We start from the raw sequence: 17,915 nt of genomic DNA, 5'->3' as shown, positions 1-17,915 counted from the left end.
TAAGTAACTTAACTCAATGATAAACTACCCCTTTTGACAATATCATTAAAGACGACTTTGCTGTTATTCCAAAAAAGTGACCTTATATTTCGGCTATGTACTTCTGGAATACTAACCTTCTGCCTTGTTGGGGTTTCTCCAATTACCTCTTCGTAGTCTGCAATGGTGACTTCAAATACTTTAGGACGACCTTTAAATTCAGCCTTTATCTGAATAAAGTAAGGTTCACTCACATGTTGAAATTCATAAGTCATGGCATTAAAGCGGTAACCACTTTCCACGGATTGTTTTACAAACGAATTTTCACGAAGGTTTTGTCCCTGGAGAATTGCTTGAGTAATTCCGATTAAATCATTAGTGTTGGCCACTTCTTGAGTATTAGTTTCTGATGTACTTGACTCAACTATCGTCCCCTCTTTGAGCGTAAGATGCCTAACGGTTTTAAAATTCCACTGCTCAGACATACCAGAAGTCGCGAGCCTGTCAAAATAAAGAATTGATGAATCTGTACCTAAGAGCGATTGTTCAATATTTAATACCTCTACATTAGACGCGAGCACCTCATTAAATAAGTCTTTTAATTCCTTTGAATCCGTAGACCTATTGCCATCAACTTCCACCTGCCAGACACCGGGTTCCTTTTCCTCCATATAAAAATCAAAGCTACTCACCTCATCCTGCAAGAATTCCATTCTGCCAGCTCTTGTTTTATTATACTCAATAGAACCTTTGTAAATGTTTGTGCCCTTAACTTTCGTCAATTGGGTTAATGTCTGTCCCATTTTTTGCTTTCCTTCGTCAAAGAGATATTGATAGGAATTTTGCAGGTTAAAGCCTTTGTCTTTTGATTTTAGAACAAATCCTGAAAGTGCATGACTGCTAGTACTGCTGTAAGCCTCCTTACGGATGACCTCTAAATCATCATTATCCAAAAACAGATTTGAGATCTCATTAGCAAGCGCAAGGGTATCAATATTAGTTATAAAAATTCCACGCTCCTGTGCAAATGCATTTAGAAATCCGCGATTGGTAATTGAAGACAACACTTCAACCAATTCGTATTTCGTTGGGTATATATTAACTTTTGCCATTTCTAAGATCTCATAAATGTTGGTAGGTCACCTAATATTTCCATTTCTCTCAAATCCACGTGACCCTTAAAAAGTTTCATCACCTCTGGTTTGACTTTTCTAAATTCCTCATCATCCCTGTGATAGGTAAAAATAATCAGCGGTTTATCAGTATCGATGTAGCTATGATAGATTAAGGCGTGTTTTAAACGCTGAAAGCTTTCAATATTTAAGCCCCCAAAATAAAAAACCACCTTATTCTCAATGCCCTTTTTATCCGTAAAGTCGCCCAGAATAAACTTTGAAACCATATAATTGATATTCAATATTCTGGAACGTTTAGCGGAATTTAAGTCAACGGAAGGATAATAAAATTGAAAACGACCACCCGTTTCAGCATCCAAGGCTTTTATGCTGAGATGCAGTGAGGCCAATCTCAAAATGGAATCATTTTCTAAAACATAAATTCTATTTGGCGCTTGGTTTTTGCGGCCAAGTTTGACATTGGCCTGATAGGTTTGAAAAGTAGATTTGAAATTATGGTATTCCCTAACATTATGAAACCAGATCACTATAATTCCAGTTCTTAAAGGTATATCTGCTAGGATTGGGAATTTATCCTGTAATTCTTCTGAATTTTTCAGGTTTGTTAATTTTTTATCGAGGATTGTAATCCATGATTGCAGCGATGAAGCTGAAAAGCTATCAGTTTTATATCTCTTAGCTTCAACGATGACACCTTCTGTAACATTAGTCTTCAAAGAATCTACATAAGTAAAAAGTCCATCGACCCCGCTCTTACCTTTTTCCTCATTCGGTAAATCAATATTGGAATCACCCAGTTTCTCCCAATTAAATTGTGTTAATAAAGCGGTCGCTTGGTCATTCCACATGTCTCCATTGACACCCTGATCTTCAGCCATTCTTTGTAAAAATTAGTTGTTTTAAATAATCTAAAATAAAATCAAAATCGTCTGTTTCAGACAGAAACTTAAGCACACCATTTGGAAAAATTTGAAGTGTGAAACTTTCATTTTCATTAATTTGAATCAAAAAAGAAAGTTTTACGATGTCTGATTTGTAAGATTCAATAAGTTCCGGGCCAATCGTATTATTCATCACTAAACCTGAAAACCGTCCTACAAGTTCATTATTAAAATTAAAGTGATTGATGGTTATATGATCAATCTTGTTGCTTACATTCTGTCCCACTAACAATTTATAGAAAGTGGAGACATTCAAATTAACAGGATTAAGTTCATACTCTGTACTAAGAATGGTTCGGAAAAGATATTTAACACAGTTCATATGTGATATACCTCCAATGACATACAGTATATTGAAATTCAAATCGATAGAAAAAACGAAATCACTAAAAATATATATTTGCTTCCTAACAAATTGATTTTCTGAGCTATCAAAATCATTGATAAAAGTAGACGTTCGTTTAACTACTTTAACAGTCAAAACATTGTCCGATAAATCACTTAGTGAAAGTCCATATCCTAGTTTCTCATTAAAACCAAAATTAGTAATGATGGCAACAAGGTGATCTTTAAATGCTTCGGGGTCATCAAAAGATAATGAATTGAAAACTAAACTTTTGACTCTTTTCATTCGATTTTAATTATACGACACAAATTATTTTGATGTATAATATTTTGCAATTTAATAATTAATTATAGAATAAAATCTGCATTTTAAAATCAAATCACAATAAAATTAATTTCAATACAATATTTTGTTAGAAAATACAGAATCACAACAATGAGCCATAATATATCTGAAAAAGAAGCAATAAACAAAGAAATAAAATCGTCAAAAACAACATACGCAATGATGAATACCAATGGTATCAAAACCAACAAAAAGCCTGCAAGTCGTAAGATTAGCGGCCTTTTTTGTTTTTGAACAGTACCAATTCTCGCACGAATTCCTATCCTAGGATCAATAAATCACATATAAAAAGTGAGTGATTCGATAAGTAAAATGAAGTTCCCCCGACTCACCGAATAAATACGTAACATTCTGACATATAGAAATTTCATTCATTAAACGACTTGACGCACATTAACTGCAAGGCTACATTTGTTTAACCTTAAATCAGTTGATTATGAAAACGAATTTCAGTATTCTCTTCTACATGAAAAAGCAAAAAAACTATTCTAGTGGTGATTCCCCTATCTATTTAAGGATTACTGTAGAGGGAAATCGTGTGGAAATTACTACAGGACAGGGATGCAAACCGGAAAGCTGGAATCCCAAAACCGGGACGATTAACTGGAACTAAAGAGGATATAAAAAAGTTTAATGCGTATTTGGACAACTTACAGGTAATGTAATGGTTTATCGGGCACACAAAGATATAGCCCAAGCTGGCTCTCCTATTACAGCAGAAAGTATCAGAAACAAATTTCAGGGAAAGGATGCAACAACACATACCCTTTTTGAGGCTGTTAAAAATCACAATAGGCAAATGAAAGCTTTAGTAGGCAAACAATATCCGATTGGAACCTTAAAAATACTATAAGTCTCGAAACCACTGAAATGTCAAAGCACTGGCTTTCACCGACACCACGACAACATCTATCTGCCACTAAAGACAATGCAGTACGATTCGACCGGGATCTTAGAAGATATCAGAAGCATATTGGGTACTTCTGTTAGGTTAGCTTTTAGATCGGCATAATGAACCAATGTATTATAGGTAGTATGCATATTACTCCGTTAAGGAGTGTTTTTGAATGGAGGAAATAAAATCTTTGTCATTTAATAAGGCAGCCTCGAGAATCGACTTCCAGTAATTCGATCCAAAGCTATCCAAGTCCTTTTTGATCCTCTCTAAATTAATGGATTTGATACGGTCAATTGACAGATCTCCAATAAAAGATTTGATTGCATTTTTCAAAGGAGTGACAACTAGATCGATATTTTGGGAGAATCTTTCACAAAGATGTAAACCATCATAATGACTATTAATGAGCCTAAAAATATCCTTGTCGATTGAATTGCGATTGTCAAGATAAAATTGAGCGCGAGGTGTGTTACCACCATCAATTATTTTAACGAACAAATACTGCTGCGGGGGCAAAATATCCAAATAGAGATTTAAAAAAAAACGTGTTCCATCCTTTTCCCAAATAGTACTTTTATATGAATTACATATTGTACAGCTAGGAAAAAGATTACTTGGATGTACGGAAAATTCAGCATAATCAATTTTTGGTAGAATATGATCCATAGAATTAACTTCACTAATAGTGCAATTTTGGCAAGTACCTATTTTCCTATTACTGGCGGTTGTCGTGACATCAACTTTGAGTGCTTGTACGAATTTATTCTTATAAGAATATAATTTAAGGAGGTCGGCCAACTGTTTATCTTTAAACCCGAAAGCAGAAATTTTTTCCAGCGAGTTTGTTATAAAATATTGGTCAAAGATTACATATTGATCTAATACCTGGGGCTTTACTAAGACAAGCCTTGAATGATATTCGGGATCTGCTTTCGTTGTACTTTTCTTATCAATGATCTCTTTAAGAAAATCAGCTGATTTCTTTTTCTTGTAAGGCTTAAGATTAATCATTCGGTTCTACTAAACTTGCAATAAACAATCTACTATTTAAGCTCAGGGCTCTATCACTTTCCAATTGCAAAATAATTTCCTCGTAAGACATTTTCTTTTCCACCAATTGCTCAATGATAGTCTTATATTGTTTTTTAGCGCTTTTGTTCATAAAAACCTCATCGGTCAGTACGGAGAGATTCTCCCCAAAGCACTCAATATTAATTTTATTAACCGAAGATAAATTCCCAATCTTTTCAACCACAAAAACGTTTCTAGACATCAATTCTCTAATAACCAAAGGTGAATGCGTTGCCAGTATACAATAAGACTGGAACTCCTTGACAAGTTCATAAATGGTATTCATCAGGTCGGTTATGGCATTTGGATGAAGATGCGTTTCGGGTTCGTCGTAAATGATCAAAGAATCGTAGCGAATATTGGATACGATTTCGGAAATAATGTAAAGAATAATGCGTTGACCGGAGCTCAATTGATTCTTAAAGCTCAAAAAATGTTTCATATTGAACTTATATTCATCAAAATTCTTCACCTCACTTTCCTTTAACCTAATGAATAGCTCCTCGATGGTCTCTTCATGTAAAAAATTACTCAAAATGGATCGCCAGCGATTAATACGCTCTTTACTGGAAATATCCTTCACGGTTTTTTCAAACCTAATTGTAAGCTCTAATTCGCTCATTAGGTTATTCCCCGAGGATGAATTTCGCAAGCCACAGTAGACATAATTGAATGCTGCCGAGCTTTCAGGTACAGAAAAATGATCAAAAGCGCTGTAAGACACCGCGATCACCTTACTAAAAATTGGAACGTCTGGGAGAAACTTGGTTGTTACTTTATTACCAATATCAAGGGGTAAAGAGGTGACCAATTGCGTTTTACCAGTTCCATTTTTGCCTATGAAGGCAAAGATCCGATCGGGCAGGTTTTTATTTCGGTTGTTAAAATCCAAGTCAATTTGGACCGGAGTATCAGCGAAATTTGGCTGGAACATATAACTAAACTGGTAAAGATTAACCAAATTCCTTCCTTTCATGCTAAATTTTACCGTTCGCAAGATTCTTTCTGCCTCATCATCCCGAATTAGGGAATTTTTAAATATTGAGGTATTCTCGAAATCCTCCTGTATCTTTGGAAAAATTGCAGCATCCTTCAAAGCAAACAGCACACTTTCATATTCTGACCCCATAATTGACAGCATATTTTGATAGTATGATAGGGTTTGACCAATGGAACAATAGTTAGTCGTAAGCATGGTAAAATTATCTGACAGGGCATCAACAATATTCGATTGATCTGCGATCATAATTTTGATCCCCCCTAGATGGCTTACCTCTGTATTGGCCTTATGAAAGAAAAGGTTAAACGAACTTTTTACATCATAATCGTCCCAGCCATTATTATAAACCAAGACAAATGAGGGAAACTCCTGCGGTTTTAAATGATTAAAGGCCCTGTCACTTCTCCCCTTTGGATTCTTATCAACAAAAATTTTAATATCGTTCCGCTTTACATCATGTGGTAAGCCTGCGATCTCATTACTTGCCTGAATGGTATAGAGGTCATCGTGGTTAACATCATAACCAGATTTGACCAGCTTGAATCCGACCTGAGTAATAAGCTCATTTATCGAGTTAATAAATTGGGAAGCAATAGAACCATCCACTTTTAAGTGTAAAGTGATAAAATTGGAGATAAACTTCTCGAAGTAATCATCGTCTTCCAAGATACTGAAACGGGTGTAGAATATGTATTCAAAATCCCAATCATCATTATTGATCAGGTGTTGAACAGCATCCCCATATGCATCCTGAAACCTACCGTCTGTTGATGGAAGGATTCTTAAATCCCAGATACTATTTAGGAAATCAACAAGATCCTGAGCTCCGTCACCAAAAGGGTTTTGTAACGTAATAATATGCTTAAATACTTCAATCTTGACATTTTTTGGAATTGGTAACATGCAGGTGATTTGTTGATGCGTTAAAATTAGAACGAAGCGATAAATATATGCACAACCAATGCGGAATTGCAACAATAAAATAGACATTCGGTTAAGCGCCAATTTTTTGTCTATTTAAGTTTCTTCCAAATCATTCTAAGGACAGGTGCCCAGTGTAGAATGTTGTCTTTTTCTCAAATACTAAGCCTCTATTTATTCGAAAATGATGCGGGAAGCCTGCAGTTAAAACGTATAAAAAAAGTGGTAAGCGATTCGGTGAGTCGAATTTAAAACCACACTAAATACTATTTAAACGTTGATTTCAGGACTATGTTATGATCCCATCGGGATCATATTAATGAATATACATTCAGTTTTCAGCTAGCAATATTTTTGTCATTTAAACCTTTGATTATAATAGATTTATACCTAATTTTAATTTATAGCATTTGCAGCTATAAAAGAAATTAAAAAAGGTGAGTGATTCGGTGAGTCAACAATTACAAACCTTCAAGACACCATATTAAAGCGGGATTTTGAGTTAGGGTACAATTCCCCCACTCTCCGCCAGAGTAATTAAAAGCCCAACATTGTTGGGCTTTTGTGTTTTTAAGACATTTCGGGCACTGTTTAGTGTTCTAAACGGACCAATGGAGGAGGATCAGATAACGATCATTGCTATTACAACTTGCGGAAGCTTAACTTATCAATTACATTAAGGTTTAAAATATGTTTACCGCTGTTTAGTTCTAACAAACCATAACCATTTTTAAAGCCTTTAATTTTCAGATAATCACTGCTTTTAATGTTATTTTTAACATCTGCTTCCGCTATCTGTATAGTAGCAGTACAGTTTGGCGGAACTGTTACTTCCAATCTTAAATTGTCACCTTTTCGTTCCCAATAGGTTTTAATTAAACCTGCAGGTGCATCAAAAGAAGCTTTCGCCCAGACCAAAGAAGTAGCTTTCAACGCTGGTAAACGAACCAAAAACTTCTGAAAACCTGGCGCTCCAGGATCCCTTTGTATACCAGCGACACCTTCTACATACCATGCCCCTGGATAAAGGTATGAACTATGCAGCAGCGAGTGCCCCGGAAGATCTTTTTCCCACATTTCCCAGATGGTAGTGGCGCCATTAGCTTTCATATAACCCCATCCCGGATAATCCTTTTGCGAAGTCATAGCGTAAATCAAATCGTCTCTTCCTTCTTTTCGCAGCAATTTGAACAATATCGCACCTCCAGTAATTCCTACATTGATGTGTCCTTTATGCAAAACCAGAATATCCTTTTCCAATCTTTTCATTACATCTGCCCTTAAATCTGCCGGAGGTATCTCTGCCAGCAATGCTGCCGCCAGGTTAGCCATGGAACTATCTGCATAGCTATAATCGGCGGCACGATAAAACCTTGCATGTATAGCAGCTCTGCAGTGTTCCGCTTGCTGTCCCCAGCGTTCGGCCTCCACATCTTTTCCGATTGCCCTTGCTATTTTTGCCGCCGTACGTAAATTAAACACCCTATAACTGTTGTTTAAACATAAAGTTTCCTCCTTATTATTGTTCATACCCTGGGCAGTTGCGTTAGGCCATAACCAATCGCCCAGAAAATCCCAATCCCCACCAAAACGTTGTAAGATATCATCCTTGGTATGTGAATCCAGGAACGAAAGCCAACCCTTAATCAGCTCAAAATTCTTTTCCAGTATACGTTTATCTCCCTCATGCTGATAAACAAACCAAGGTAAAGACACAACTATACCTCCCCAGGCAGGACCACCTCCACCAGAATAGGTAGGTGCTGTATGTGGCAAAGTGCCGTTGTTTAATAACCTTCCGCTCATCACTTGTTTCCGGGCAAACTTAAGATCATACATATCACCTACAATAGACTCCGTTCCCTGTACATCCCGCCAATCCTGCATCCATTTGGTATAAAATGCACCCAGTTTATAGTTATACATTCCAGTCTCACAGGTTGCATGTGCATCACCTCCATATCCCAATCTTTCGCGTTGTGGACAATCCACTACGAAACCACCGATAGACAGGTTTTCAAAAGTCCATTTTACCTTATCGTATATCCAGTTTTGCAAAGTATCAGAACATTCAAAATTAGTCGCTGCCTGAAAATTCGTTCTCACCAGCCAACCCCTGATATCACATAATTGTGGCTTATACTTTAATCCCCGGATGGTAATCCACCTACCTGAACTATAGTTAAACCGGTTACGAAAAGTTCCTTTACCGGCCGCTCCAATAATATAGGCACTATGCAGGTTAAAAGTCTGATCCATCTGTTCCCTTTCCGAATATTCAAACTCTATTTTATCGCCTTTATTCCCCCGCAGATCAACCTCCGTCCATCCGGCAAAATTAACGCCCATATCCACCCGGTACGAACCATCTGGTCTGGCCTCAATGCCAATGGCTTTAATTTCGTTAAACAGACGATTTGGTTCAACAGTTTGCGCAGATAAAATCAGGTTAGGTTGGTAAACGATTGCCTTACTCCATTTTGTTTCATTGCAAGTGATGGCATTCCAATCCGAAATTTCCTTATTGGCGTCCCACAACTCACCCCCCATCTTTGCAAAATCCCAGCTTCCCAATAACTTATTCGGACTTGCATGTGTTTTCCAGCTTTCATCAGTCTGTACAACAATTACAGGTTTTGTACCTGAAACAGGTGTTTTTCTATTGTAAATAGATGTTTGCGCAATTACAATAGGTGTGTTAGGTCTACCTGTTGTTACGTAAGGGCCAAAAATTGACCAGGAAGTCCCCAACCAAATGGCGATTACATTTTTTCCAGGCTTTAGCGCAGTCGCGATGTCATAAGCCACATAACGTGCACGTTTGGTATGATCCGTTACTGCCGGCGACAGTATATCCTCACCAATCTTCTTTCCATTCACATATAGTTCGTGGTAACCTACAGAAGCAAGAAACAGCATGGCCTTTCCTGGCTTTTGTTGTAAAAAAAAAGTTTTCCGCAACCAGGGATCGGAGAGATTACAATCCTTTTGCGAAGGGTCAAACAATTCATTTGTTCCAATCCATTTGGCTTTCCAATCATTCTGCTGAAGTAAACCCGTCGTCCAAAATGCGGTTTTACTCCAGGCTGAAACCACTCCCTTTTCATCTTTCACTACTACTTTCCAACAGTAATAACGATCGGACCGAAGCGCCTTACCTTTATATTCAATTTGCTGCATCTGATCAGAGTTCACCCAACCAGAATCCCATTCATCTCCTCTATTTTGATGAAGTATCTGTATGGCAGACGACACGATAATCCGATAGGCAGTTTGTTTTTGTCCGAATGCAGCTGCATTTGTAGCTTTATGAGTCCAGTTAAAACGTGGGCTCAGTTCATCTAATCCAATAGGATTTTCCAAATACTCACAACGTAAATTTTCAGGCTGCAGACTACTTGCTACAACATTCGCGAACGCAAATTGTACGCCCGAAATAAACAATACTAACAGTATAATCAGATTTTTCTTCATCATCATTAATTATTCACCCAGTTCAACATATGAGATCCGGAACCCAATACAATTTTCAGTTTACCGTTTTCCACGTATTGTTTCTTGACGGCTTTATGTTGACTTAACGGCTTTTGATCTAAACTTAATCGATTTGCATCAACAACTGGCAAAACAACCAGCGCCTCTGTATTTGCAGGGATAGCAACCTGCAATGCCAATTTACCCTGCTCCTTTTTCCAGTCAACCACTATATCACCAGTAATGGCTTTATAACTTGCTTTAACCCAATCAATCCCCTCCACAAATTGAGGTTCAATTAAAATTTTACTAAAACCCGTATCATCTGCCTGCTGTTTTATTCCAGCCAGTCCACTGTAAAACCATTCCATCAGGTGTCCCAGCATCATGTGGTTATTGGAAACATTTTTTAAGGCTGGCCAGGATTCTGTTAAGGCAGTTGCTCCATTACGAATCTGATAACCATAACCTGGCACATCATCTCTATTATTCATTTGATATAACAATTGTGACCCCCCCCCATCTTCCAATACCCTGATAAGGTATCTATAGCCAATGTCGCCGGCCGTAAGTGCATAACCGCTAGCCTGTATAGATTCCTTTAGATTAGCAAAAACCTTTTCCTTAAATGGCTCATCTACCAATCCCATGTAAATCGCCATAGCATAAGCGGTCTGACTTCCTGTCGAATAAATCCCTGTCTCAGGCTCGAAAAACTTTTTGTTGAAAGCTGCTTTGATCTGCTGAGCCAGTTTCTGATAACCTTTTGCTTCTTCTGTTTTTCCAAGAACTCCTGCGGCCTTCTCCAGCAGAATTGCGTCGTAGTAAAAAGTCGCAGTAGCCGTTAAAGCCTTTGGGGTAAGCTGTGATTCGCCCGGACTTTTAGGACCAAGATCAAACCAGTCACCCAAACCGTGCGATAGAATATGTGCATCCGCTTTACTTTCCAGGTAACTGATATAACGTTTCATCATAGGATAAGCCTTTTCAATTGACTTTTTGTCGCCATACCATTGATACAAATACCAGGGTATAATAACAGCAGCACTGCCCCATTCCGGAGAATCCCTGAAACCATCGTCAAATACAACATACTCTGGAACAATGTCAGGTACCAGACCAGAAGAAAGCTGCGACTCCATCATATCATCTATAATTTTATTATAGAAGAGCTGGATGTCGTAATTGTATTTCAATGATCCACCAACAAGATGTGTTTGCTCCAGCCAACCCAATTTCTCCCTATGCGGACAATCGGTACTCACATGACTCATATTACTCTTCATCGCCCAGTCAATCAGCTTAAAAGTTTGATTAAACAGGGTATTCGAACAACTAAATGTACCGATCTCTGGTACACTATTGCGCGTGTGCAACATTTGAAGCCTTTCTACTACTGGTGTTCCCGATATTGCCGGTTGACCGGCCGGAATACCGCCCTCCACTAAAGCATATCTAAACCCATAATAACTAAAACGCGGTTCCCAGATTTCTTCATGGTTACCTTTAAGCGTATAATCAAAATAATAAGGGCTTCCCGATGCTCTTTGGTCTACCATTCCCTGATCATCCAGAATTTCAGCCGGAATAATACGAATTCGATCTCCTTTCTTCCCTTTTACTTTTAGACGAACAATTCCTGATGCATTCTGACCAAAATCATATAAATAGCTACTATCTGTTATTTTTCTGATTGTTTGCTGTTCAAAAGTCTGCATCACTTTTAAAGGATAACTGGACTCTGCTTTCATTTTACCCCCAAGTCCGTCAAGCAAAATGGCTTTTTTCCAGCCCTGATCACTAAATCCAGCTTTGTCCCATCCTGTTTGTTCCTTACGGGCATCATAATCCTCACCACCATAGATGCTGCTGTACACAATTGCTGAAGGACTTGTTTTCCAGCTGTCATCCGTTACCACTTCTGTAGTGCTACCATCTTTGTAACGGATCAATAGTTTTAATCTCAGCATAGGAAAGGCTTCAGCCCTTGCCATTTTCCGATAGCGCTCGCGGTTTACATACATGAAACCCGGACCAACAATAGCTCCCAATGCATTTTTACCTATAACCAGCGAAGCAGTTACATCATAAGTACTATAAAGATTTGTTTTTGAATAATTGGTCCATCCAGGTGCCAAAAAATCATCACCTACTTTCTTTCCATTCAACTGCAGCTCATAATGCCCTAGCCCCGAAACAAATACATAAGCCTCGGCTATTGGCTTTTTAAGCTCAAAAGCTTTTCTAAAATAAGGCACGACAGCACGTTCTACAGCTTTTTTCCCCAAAGAGCTGCCATCACCATGTAATCCGGGAACAACTTTCATGGAATCTTCCAACACCTGATAAGCAATCCACCTACTTTTATCCCATTCTTTAGCTTGTAAAATGCCCGTAGAAAATGTTGCTAGCCCACTCCATTCAGAAACTTTTCCGTTTAACGACCAAACTCTAACCCGCCAATAGTAACGTTTTCCCGAGGAAAGTGACTTCCCTCCGTAAACCGTGGACATCGCTCGATCAGCACTGATTTTTTGTGAATCCCAAAGATCCGTCTTACCCAACTTAGCGTAACTAAGGCTGCTAAAAACCTGCACCTGCCAAGCATTTTGCTCAAATGATTGTTGGTCAGAACTGATGTTCCAACTGAATTCAGGCCTGGTTGTTTCTGCACCAAGCGGACTATTTTTCTGATTGCAGCTTAAATTTATCGGTTCAGTAATCGCATATACATTTACTGCAAATAATAAAAATACAGCCACGATTAAATATTTGTAGATTGTCATTCGATACATTTGGTTTCAGTTGTGGTTAGCACACACTATTAATAGCGGTGATTATTTAATAAGTATGATCCCTCTATTTAGAGATTTTCAATTTCTCAAGAATTTCCTTTATCCCTTTCATATTCATCATTAATCCATCTTCTGCATCCGGAGCAAAACTTTCATTGATAATTCCAATTGGCCCCTTATAACTACTGTTCATAATAGTTCGCATTAATCCTTCTTCCATGTTACCCTCTCCTACAGGAACCACTGTTGCCGGAATTCCACCTTTTAGTCCGGTTAGATTTATAGCGTATAAATGAGGTAAAATTTTAGGATAGAACTGTGAGAAACGATCTATCTGATGCTCGGAATGGCTAAAATTATAAACAATCCCAATATTGGGCATTTTGAGATAATCGATAATCTGGACCTGATTTTCGGGTTCACCAAACCACCCTCCATGATTATAAAGTCCAAGTGAACAACCAATCTCCGCCAATTTCCCAGCAACGTAACCCACCGCAACTGATGCAGTTTTAACCTTTTCTATCTGCGACTCCTGATCAAAACCCCAGAATGTACACCACAATTGAGTTTTAGCTTTATTTCGTTTAAGCATATCCAGTATAACCTGGAGGTTCTTGTCTTTTTCAGGGTTTGGCCCCGAGGCAAACCAGAAGCCCTGAAGTTTGATATTGTTCTCCTTCAAAACCTTCAATTCCTTATCAAACACAGGAATATGCTCATCTCTCCAATCATAAGCCAGTTTATTAATCCCGAGTTTTTTCAACATCTCTGCCCTTTCTTCAGGCCCACGCTTTTTGCTATCAAACGGTACGATACACCACGCAATAAGATTTTTCTTATCATAGATAGCCAGCTTAGCCTTCTTTTGTGCGAATACTTTTGACCCAATTCCAATTAGCATAAATAAAAGAGCGAGCGAATTCAAAAGATACTTGGCGAAACTTAATTTCAGTTGGTTCATCATTTTATATTTCTTATAAATCCTATTGTTACGTTATTTCGATTTACAATCCGGTAAAGCAAATGCGACATAAGCATCTCCCTGTGTGGTGCCGAGCTTACCACCGCCAGCGGCCGCGATGACAACGAACTGTTTACCATTTACCAGATAAGTACTTGGAATTGAATAGCCACCAAATGGAAGCTTTATCTCCCATAATAGCTTACCGGAATCCTTATCAAATGCTCTAAATTTCTCATCTCTTGTAGCACCGATAAACACGAGTCCACCACGCGTAACTATAGAGCCTCCAAAGTTCTCGGTTCCTGTTTGTGGAATACCCTTTTTTGTTAGCTCCTCATACTCCCCCAAAGGCACTTTCCATTTTATTTTCCCCGTGGTCAAATCCAATGCATTCATTGTTCCCCATGGTGGGGCTGTTGCCGGGTAACCTTGAGGATCTAAAAACTTGGTATAAGCTATTGCACCAAAAACTGGTTTCTTAGCAACAGGCTGATCTTTTCCTTTTCCCGATATCCCTAAAAGATATTGTGCAATCAATTGTACCTCATCTTCTGGGATCTGCGTAAAAGCAGGCATTGCATTTTTACCTTTTCGGATGATACTTACAATGTCCTTCAGTTCATATTTTTTCTCCAGATCTTTTAAAGCTGGGATAGCTCCCATACCTTCTTTGTTTGCACCGTGGCAACCTGTACAACCAGCCGTCAGAAAATATTTTTTACCAGGCAGTTCCTGGGTCAATGCTGTCGTGTTTGCCGACCTGTTCCAATCTTTCATGGTAATGTCCCAGGCTAATTCGTTAGCATTCACAAATAAAGTATTACTTTCGGGATCATAAGACCCTCCGCCCCATTCCGCACCACCATGTATTCCATAAAAAAGAACACCTTTTTCAGTCGGTGGTAAAAACCAACCAACATCAGCAGTTTTAAAACGTTGCAATGCAAACTGATAAGCTTCCGGGTTTAACCTGGTCAGATCTTTTTCGGTAAGCTCCTGTTTCGAAAAAGGCTCCGGCCATAATACGAAAGGTTGAGTGGGGTAAGCAATTTCCCCGGCGAGCTGACTTTTCGGAACTGGCCGTTCTTCAACCTGTGAAAGCAACTCGCCGGTAATCCGGTTAAACAGAAATGTATTCCCTGTTTTTGTAAGTTGTGCTACTCCTGACACCCGCTTCCCATTTCTTTTCAGTTCCACTAAAATCGGTGCACATGGCATATCCAAATCCCAAAGATCATGATGTATCGTCTGATAATGCCATTTCTTTTCACCCGTTACCGCATTCAGTGCAACAATACAATTCCCATACAAATGTTTTCCAGCATTATCGGGTCGATAAAAATCATCTTTAGGCTGACCGGTTGCAAAAAACACCATTTTATTTTTACTGTCAACACATAATCCACCCCAGACATTCACACCTCCGCCTTTTTTCCAAAAATCCTTATCCCCCCAACTGTCGTACCCTTCTTCTCCAGGCTGAGGAATGCAATTAAATATCCATTCTCTTTTTCCTGTTTTAGCATTGAATGCGCTGACGTTTGCAGGCGAACTCCAACTCATTGTACCCACGATAACCAGATCTCCGAAAATAACGGGAGAGGCTGGTGCTGATATACCCATTTTATCTGCGGGTTTGGAAAGACCATCATTCAGATTAATCCTTCCATGATCTCCAAACTCCTCCTCAGCTTGTCCCGTAGCAACATTTACCGCATTCAAATACGGTCCGGAGGTATAAAATATCAAAGTTTTGTTCCCTTTTTCCCAATAGGCTATTCCCCGGTTTACCCCCCCGAAGCCTTCGTTTTTGCGGGCAGGATTGTACTTCCAGATTTCCTTCCCCGTACCAGCATTTAATGCGACGAGCTCTTGCGCAGGTGTAGTGATGTACATCTTTCCGCCGACAACCAGAGGATTACCTTGCACATTCCCAGCCTTATTACCTGTATGATAAGTCCAGGCGACCTCCAGTTTTGAAACATTATTTTTATTGATTTGTTCCAACGCAGCGTATTTAGTTTGTCCTTCTGTACCTCCGGTAAATCCCCAGTTTCCCTTATCCTGCACATCAGCAACTCCGGCGGCAAAACAGAACAGAACAATCACTGGCAATCCGTATTTAAAATTTTTCATCCATTGAACTTTAAAGGTTATGTCTGCGATTACTTCACCTCATAATCAGTGGTCTTTTCCTGTTGCACGCCATTTTTAAAAGTTGCAGCTTTAATTTTCACATTGGGATTCACGTTAAACGGGCCGACATATTTATTGGAATTTTGGTTAGGTTCTGTTCCATCGATTGTATAATAAATATCAGGATTATAACTTTGTGTTTTTAATACCATCTGTATTTTCTGTGTCCTGGCACCCCTGACCATTTCAAAACTTACCTGATAGGCACTTTTGGAATAATTGATACCTAAGGCCTCATAGCGACTGTACTCCGTTTCCATTTTGAGTTTAAACCTCTCCCAGTTCTTTTTTTCCGGTTTAGACCAGGCTACTTCGGCCAAGGCGGACAAACGTGGGAATGCCATATATTGCAGCTGGTTAAAGTTCGGGATAAACTCTGTCCAGATGTTACCCTGCACACCTTTAATGTATTTTACCTCATCAGCATTTAATACTGAAGGTATAGGTTCATAATTATAAACACGTTCCAGTGTATTGAAGCCATCAATGGTAAGCGGCTCCAGGTAAGGCGCTCCCTGATAATAATCCAGGTAGAGATAAGTAGTCGGAGTCATTACCACATCGTGATGTTTTTTAGCGGCTGTAACCCCACCTGTTGTACCTCTCCAAGACATTACAAGTGCATCCGGACTAAGATGATCTCCTTCCAGAATCTCATCCCAGCCAATTACCCTTTTATTTTTAGATTTAAGTACCTGAGCTATACGATTGATGAAATATCCCTGCAGTTCATGCTCATTTTTCAGTCCCTCCTTTTTCATCCTTGCCTGGCAGTATTTACAGCTCTTCCAATTCGTTTTGCGACATTCATCGCCACCAATATGGATCACCTTTCCGGGGAAAAGCTCAGCCACCTCCGTAAACACATCTTCCAGAAATTTAAATGTGTTTTCTTTTCCTGCACAGTACACATCGTCAAATACCCCCCACTTGTCTTTCACCTCAAAAGGTCCTGGGTTTTCACCACAACCCAACTCCGGATAACCTGCAAGCGCCGAAGTACAATGCCCTGGAAGATCTATTTCGGGAACAACCGTAACATACTTTCGTTGTGCATAAGCAACAATATCCTTAATCTCTTCCTGCGTATAAAATCCACCATGAGGCACCGCATCAAAACGCTCCGGCTGTTCTTCAAAATGTCCGATCAGCGATCTTTTCCTCCATGCCCCTATTGAAGTCAGCAATGGATATTTCTTTATCTCAATCCGCCAGCCCTGGTTATCCGTTAAATGCCAGTGGAAAGTATTGAGTTTATAACCTGCCAGGAAATCTATGTATTGCTTCACTTGCTTCACTGAATAAAAATGCCTTGATACATCGAGCATAGATCCTCTCCAGCTAAAACGGGGCTGATCCTGAATGTGAAGCGCTGGTATATTTGCTGCCTCCGTTGGATTTACAGGTAACAGCTGTAATAAAGTTTGCATACCGTAAAAACATCCCTGGGGCTGATTTGAAGTGATGACAATATTTCCAGAGCTGATGTCCATGGTATAACCTTCAGCACCTACTCCCGACAGTTTATCAGAAAGCTTAAAAATAACCTGATTTTTGCCAGCTGTAGCCGTTAACTTTTTAACTGGCAATTTATAACCTGTATATACTTTTAATTTTTCAGAAAGCTGGTCCGCAATGAACTTCAGCTCTGCATTCCGATCATCATACAAGATAATGTTAGCGCTACTGAGCTTGAAGTTTCCCGGCATTACCTTTACAAATTCCGGTTCCGGAATAATTGAAAATTGTCGCGATTGTTCCTGCGCTTTTGTAACGCTGTTTACAAAAATAAAAACAGCCGCCAATAATATCTTTATTGCTTTCATGTATCAATAGATTATGTCTA

At 38.9% G+C, this 17,915-nt stretch carries 11 protein-coding genes; 1 reads left to right on the top strand and 10 read right to left on the bottom strand.

Going from position 1 to position 17,915, the window contains the following annotated elements; genetic code table 11:
- Window positions 1-8: 8 nt before the first annotated feature.
- Genes B9A18_RS22965 through B9A18_RS22955 form a run of 3 tightly spaced genes read right to left on the bottom strand, consistent with a single transcriptional unit; the run spans window position 9 to window position 2,687 of the window.
- Entirely contained in the window at window positions 9-1,091 is a 1,083-nt protein-coding gene (locus tag B9A18_RS22965; RefSeq protein ID WP_084291942.1) for a hypothetical protein, read from the bottom strand.
- Window positions 1,092-1,093: 2 nt separating this feature from the next.
- Window positions 1,094-1,993, bottom strand: a complete 900-nt coding sequence (locus tag B9A18_RS22960) for a PD-(D/E)XK nuclease domain-containing protein (RefSeq protein WP_084291940.1) — start codon at window positions 1,991-1,993, stop codon at window positions 1,094-1,096.
- Entirely contained in the window at window positions 1,986-2,687 is a 702-nt protein-coding gene (locus tag B9A18_RS22955; protein WP_084291938.1) for a hypothetical protein, read from the bottom strand. Before B9A18_RS22955 ends, B9A18_RS22960 begins: the two co-directional genes overlap by 8 nt.
- A gap of 496 nt (window positions 2,688-3,183) precedes the next feature.
- Here B9A18_RS22955 and B9A18_RS22950 point away from each other — a divergent pair, with 496 nt between their 5' ends.
- Window positions 3,184-3,360: an Arm DNA-binding domain-containing protein gene (locus B9A18_RS22950; RefSeq protein WP_084291937.1), complete on the top strand. Its 177-nt coding sequence runs from the start codon at window positions 3,184-3,186 to the stop codon at window positions 3,358-3,360.
- Window positions 3,361-3,789: 429 nt separating this feature from the next.
- Here B9A18_RS22950 and B9A18_RS22940 read toward each other — a convergent pair whose 3' ends face one another.
- From B9A18_RS22940 to B9A18_RS22910, 7 genes are all read right to left on the bottom strand, one after another.
- Window positions 3,790-4,656: a hypothetical protein gene (locus B9A18_RS22940; protein WP_084291933.1), complete on the bottom strand. Its 867-nt coding sequence runs from the start codon at window positions 4,654-4,656 to the stop codon at window positions 3,790-3,792.
- Complete coding sequence (locus B9A18_RS22935; protein ID WP_159452735.1) at window positions 4,649-6,619, bottom strand: AbiJ-related protein; 1,971 nt, start codon at window positions 6,617-6,619, stop codon at window positions 4,649-4,651. Before B9A18_RS22935 ends, B9A18_RS22940 begins: the two co-directional genes overlap by 8 nt.
- A gap of 660 nt (window positions 6,620-7,279) precedes the next feature.
- Window positions 7,280-10,117 carry a family 78 glycoside hydrolase catalytic domain gene (locus B9A18_RS22930; RefSeq protein ID WP_235005421.1) on the bottom strand — a complete coding sequence of 946 codons (2,838 nt, stop codon included), beginning with the start codon at window positions 10,115-10,117 and terminating at the stop codon, window positions 7,280-7,282.
- Complete coding sequence (locus B9A18_RS22925; protein WP_159452734.1) at window positions 10,117-12,897, bottom strand: alpha-L-rhamnosidase; 2,781 nt, start codon at window positions 12,895-12,897, stop codon at window positions 10,117-10,119. Before B9A18_RS22925 ends, B9A18_RS22930 begins: the two co-directional genes overlap by 1 nt.
- 73 nt (window positions 12,898-12,970) lie before the next feature.
- Window positions 12,971-13,873, bottom strand: coding sequence for an apurinic/apyrimidinic endonuclease family protein (locus tag B9A18_RS22920; RefSeq protein ID WP_144009595.1), 903 nt, complete (start codon window positions 13,871-13,873; stop codon window positions 12,971-12,973).
- A gap of 30 nt (window positions 13,874-13,903) precedes the next feature.
- Window positions 13,904-16,009 carry an outer membrane protein assembly factor BamB family protein gene (locus B9A18_RS22915; protein ID WP_084291927.1) on the bottom strand — a complete coding sequence of 702 codons (2,106 nt, stop codon included), beginning with the start codon at window positions 16,007-16,009 and terminating at the stop codon, window positions 13,904-13,906.
- Window positions 16,010-16,038: 29 nt separating this feature from the next.
- Window positions 16,039-17,895, bottom strand: coding sequence for a beta-N-acetylhexosaminidase (locus tag B9A18_RS22910; protein ID WP_084291925.1), 1,857 nt, complete (start codon window positions 17,893-17,895; stop codon window positions 16,039-16,041).
- Window positions 17,896-17,915 lie beyond the last annotated feature (20 nt).

This window comes from Pedobacter nyackensis (genome assembly GCF_900176505.1).
Lineage (GTDB): Bacteria > Bacteroidota > Bacteroidia > Sphingobacteriales > Sphingobacteriaceae > Pedobacter > Pedobacter nyackensis.
The sequence above is the reverse complement of the archived record's forward strand: the minus strand, read 5'-3'. Positions and strand labels throughout refer to the sequence as shown.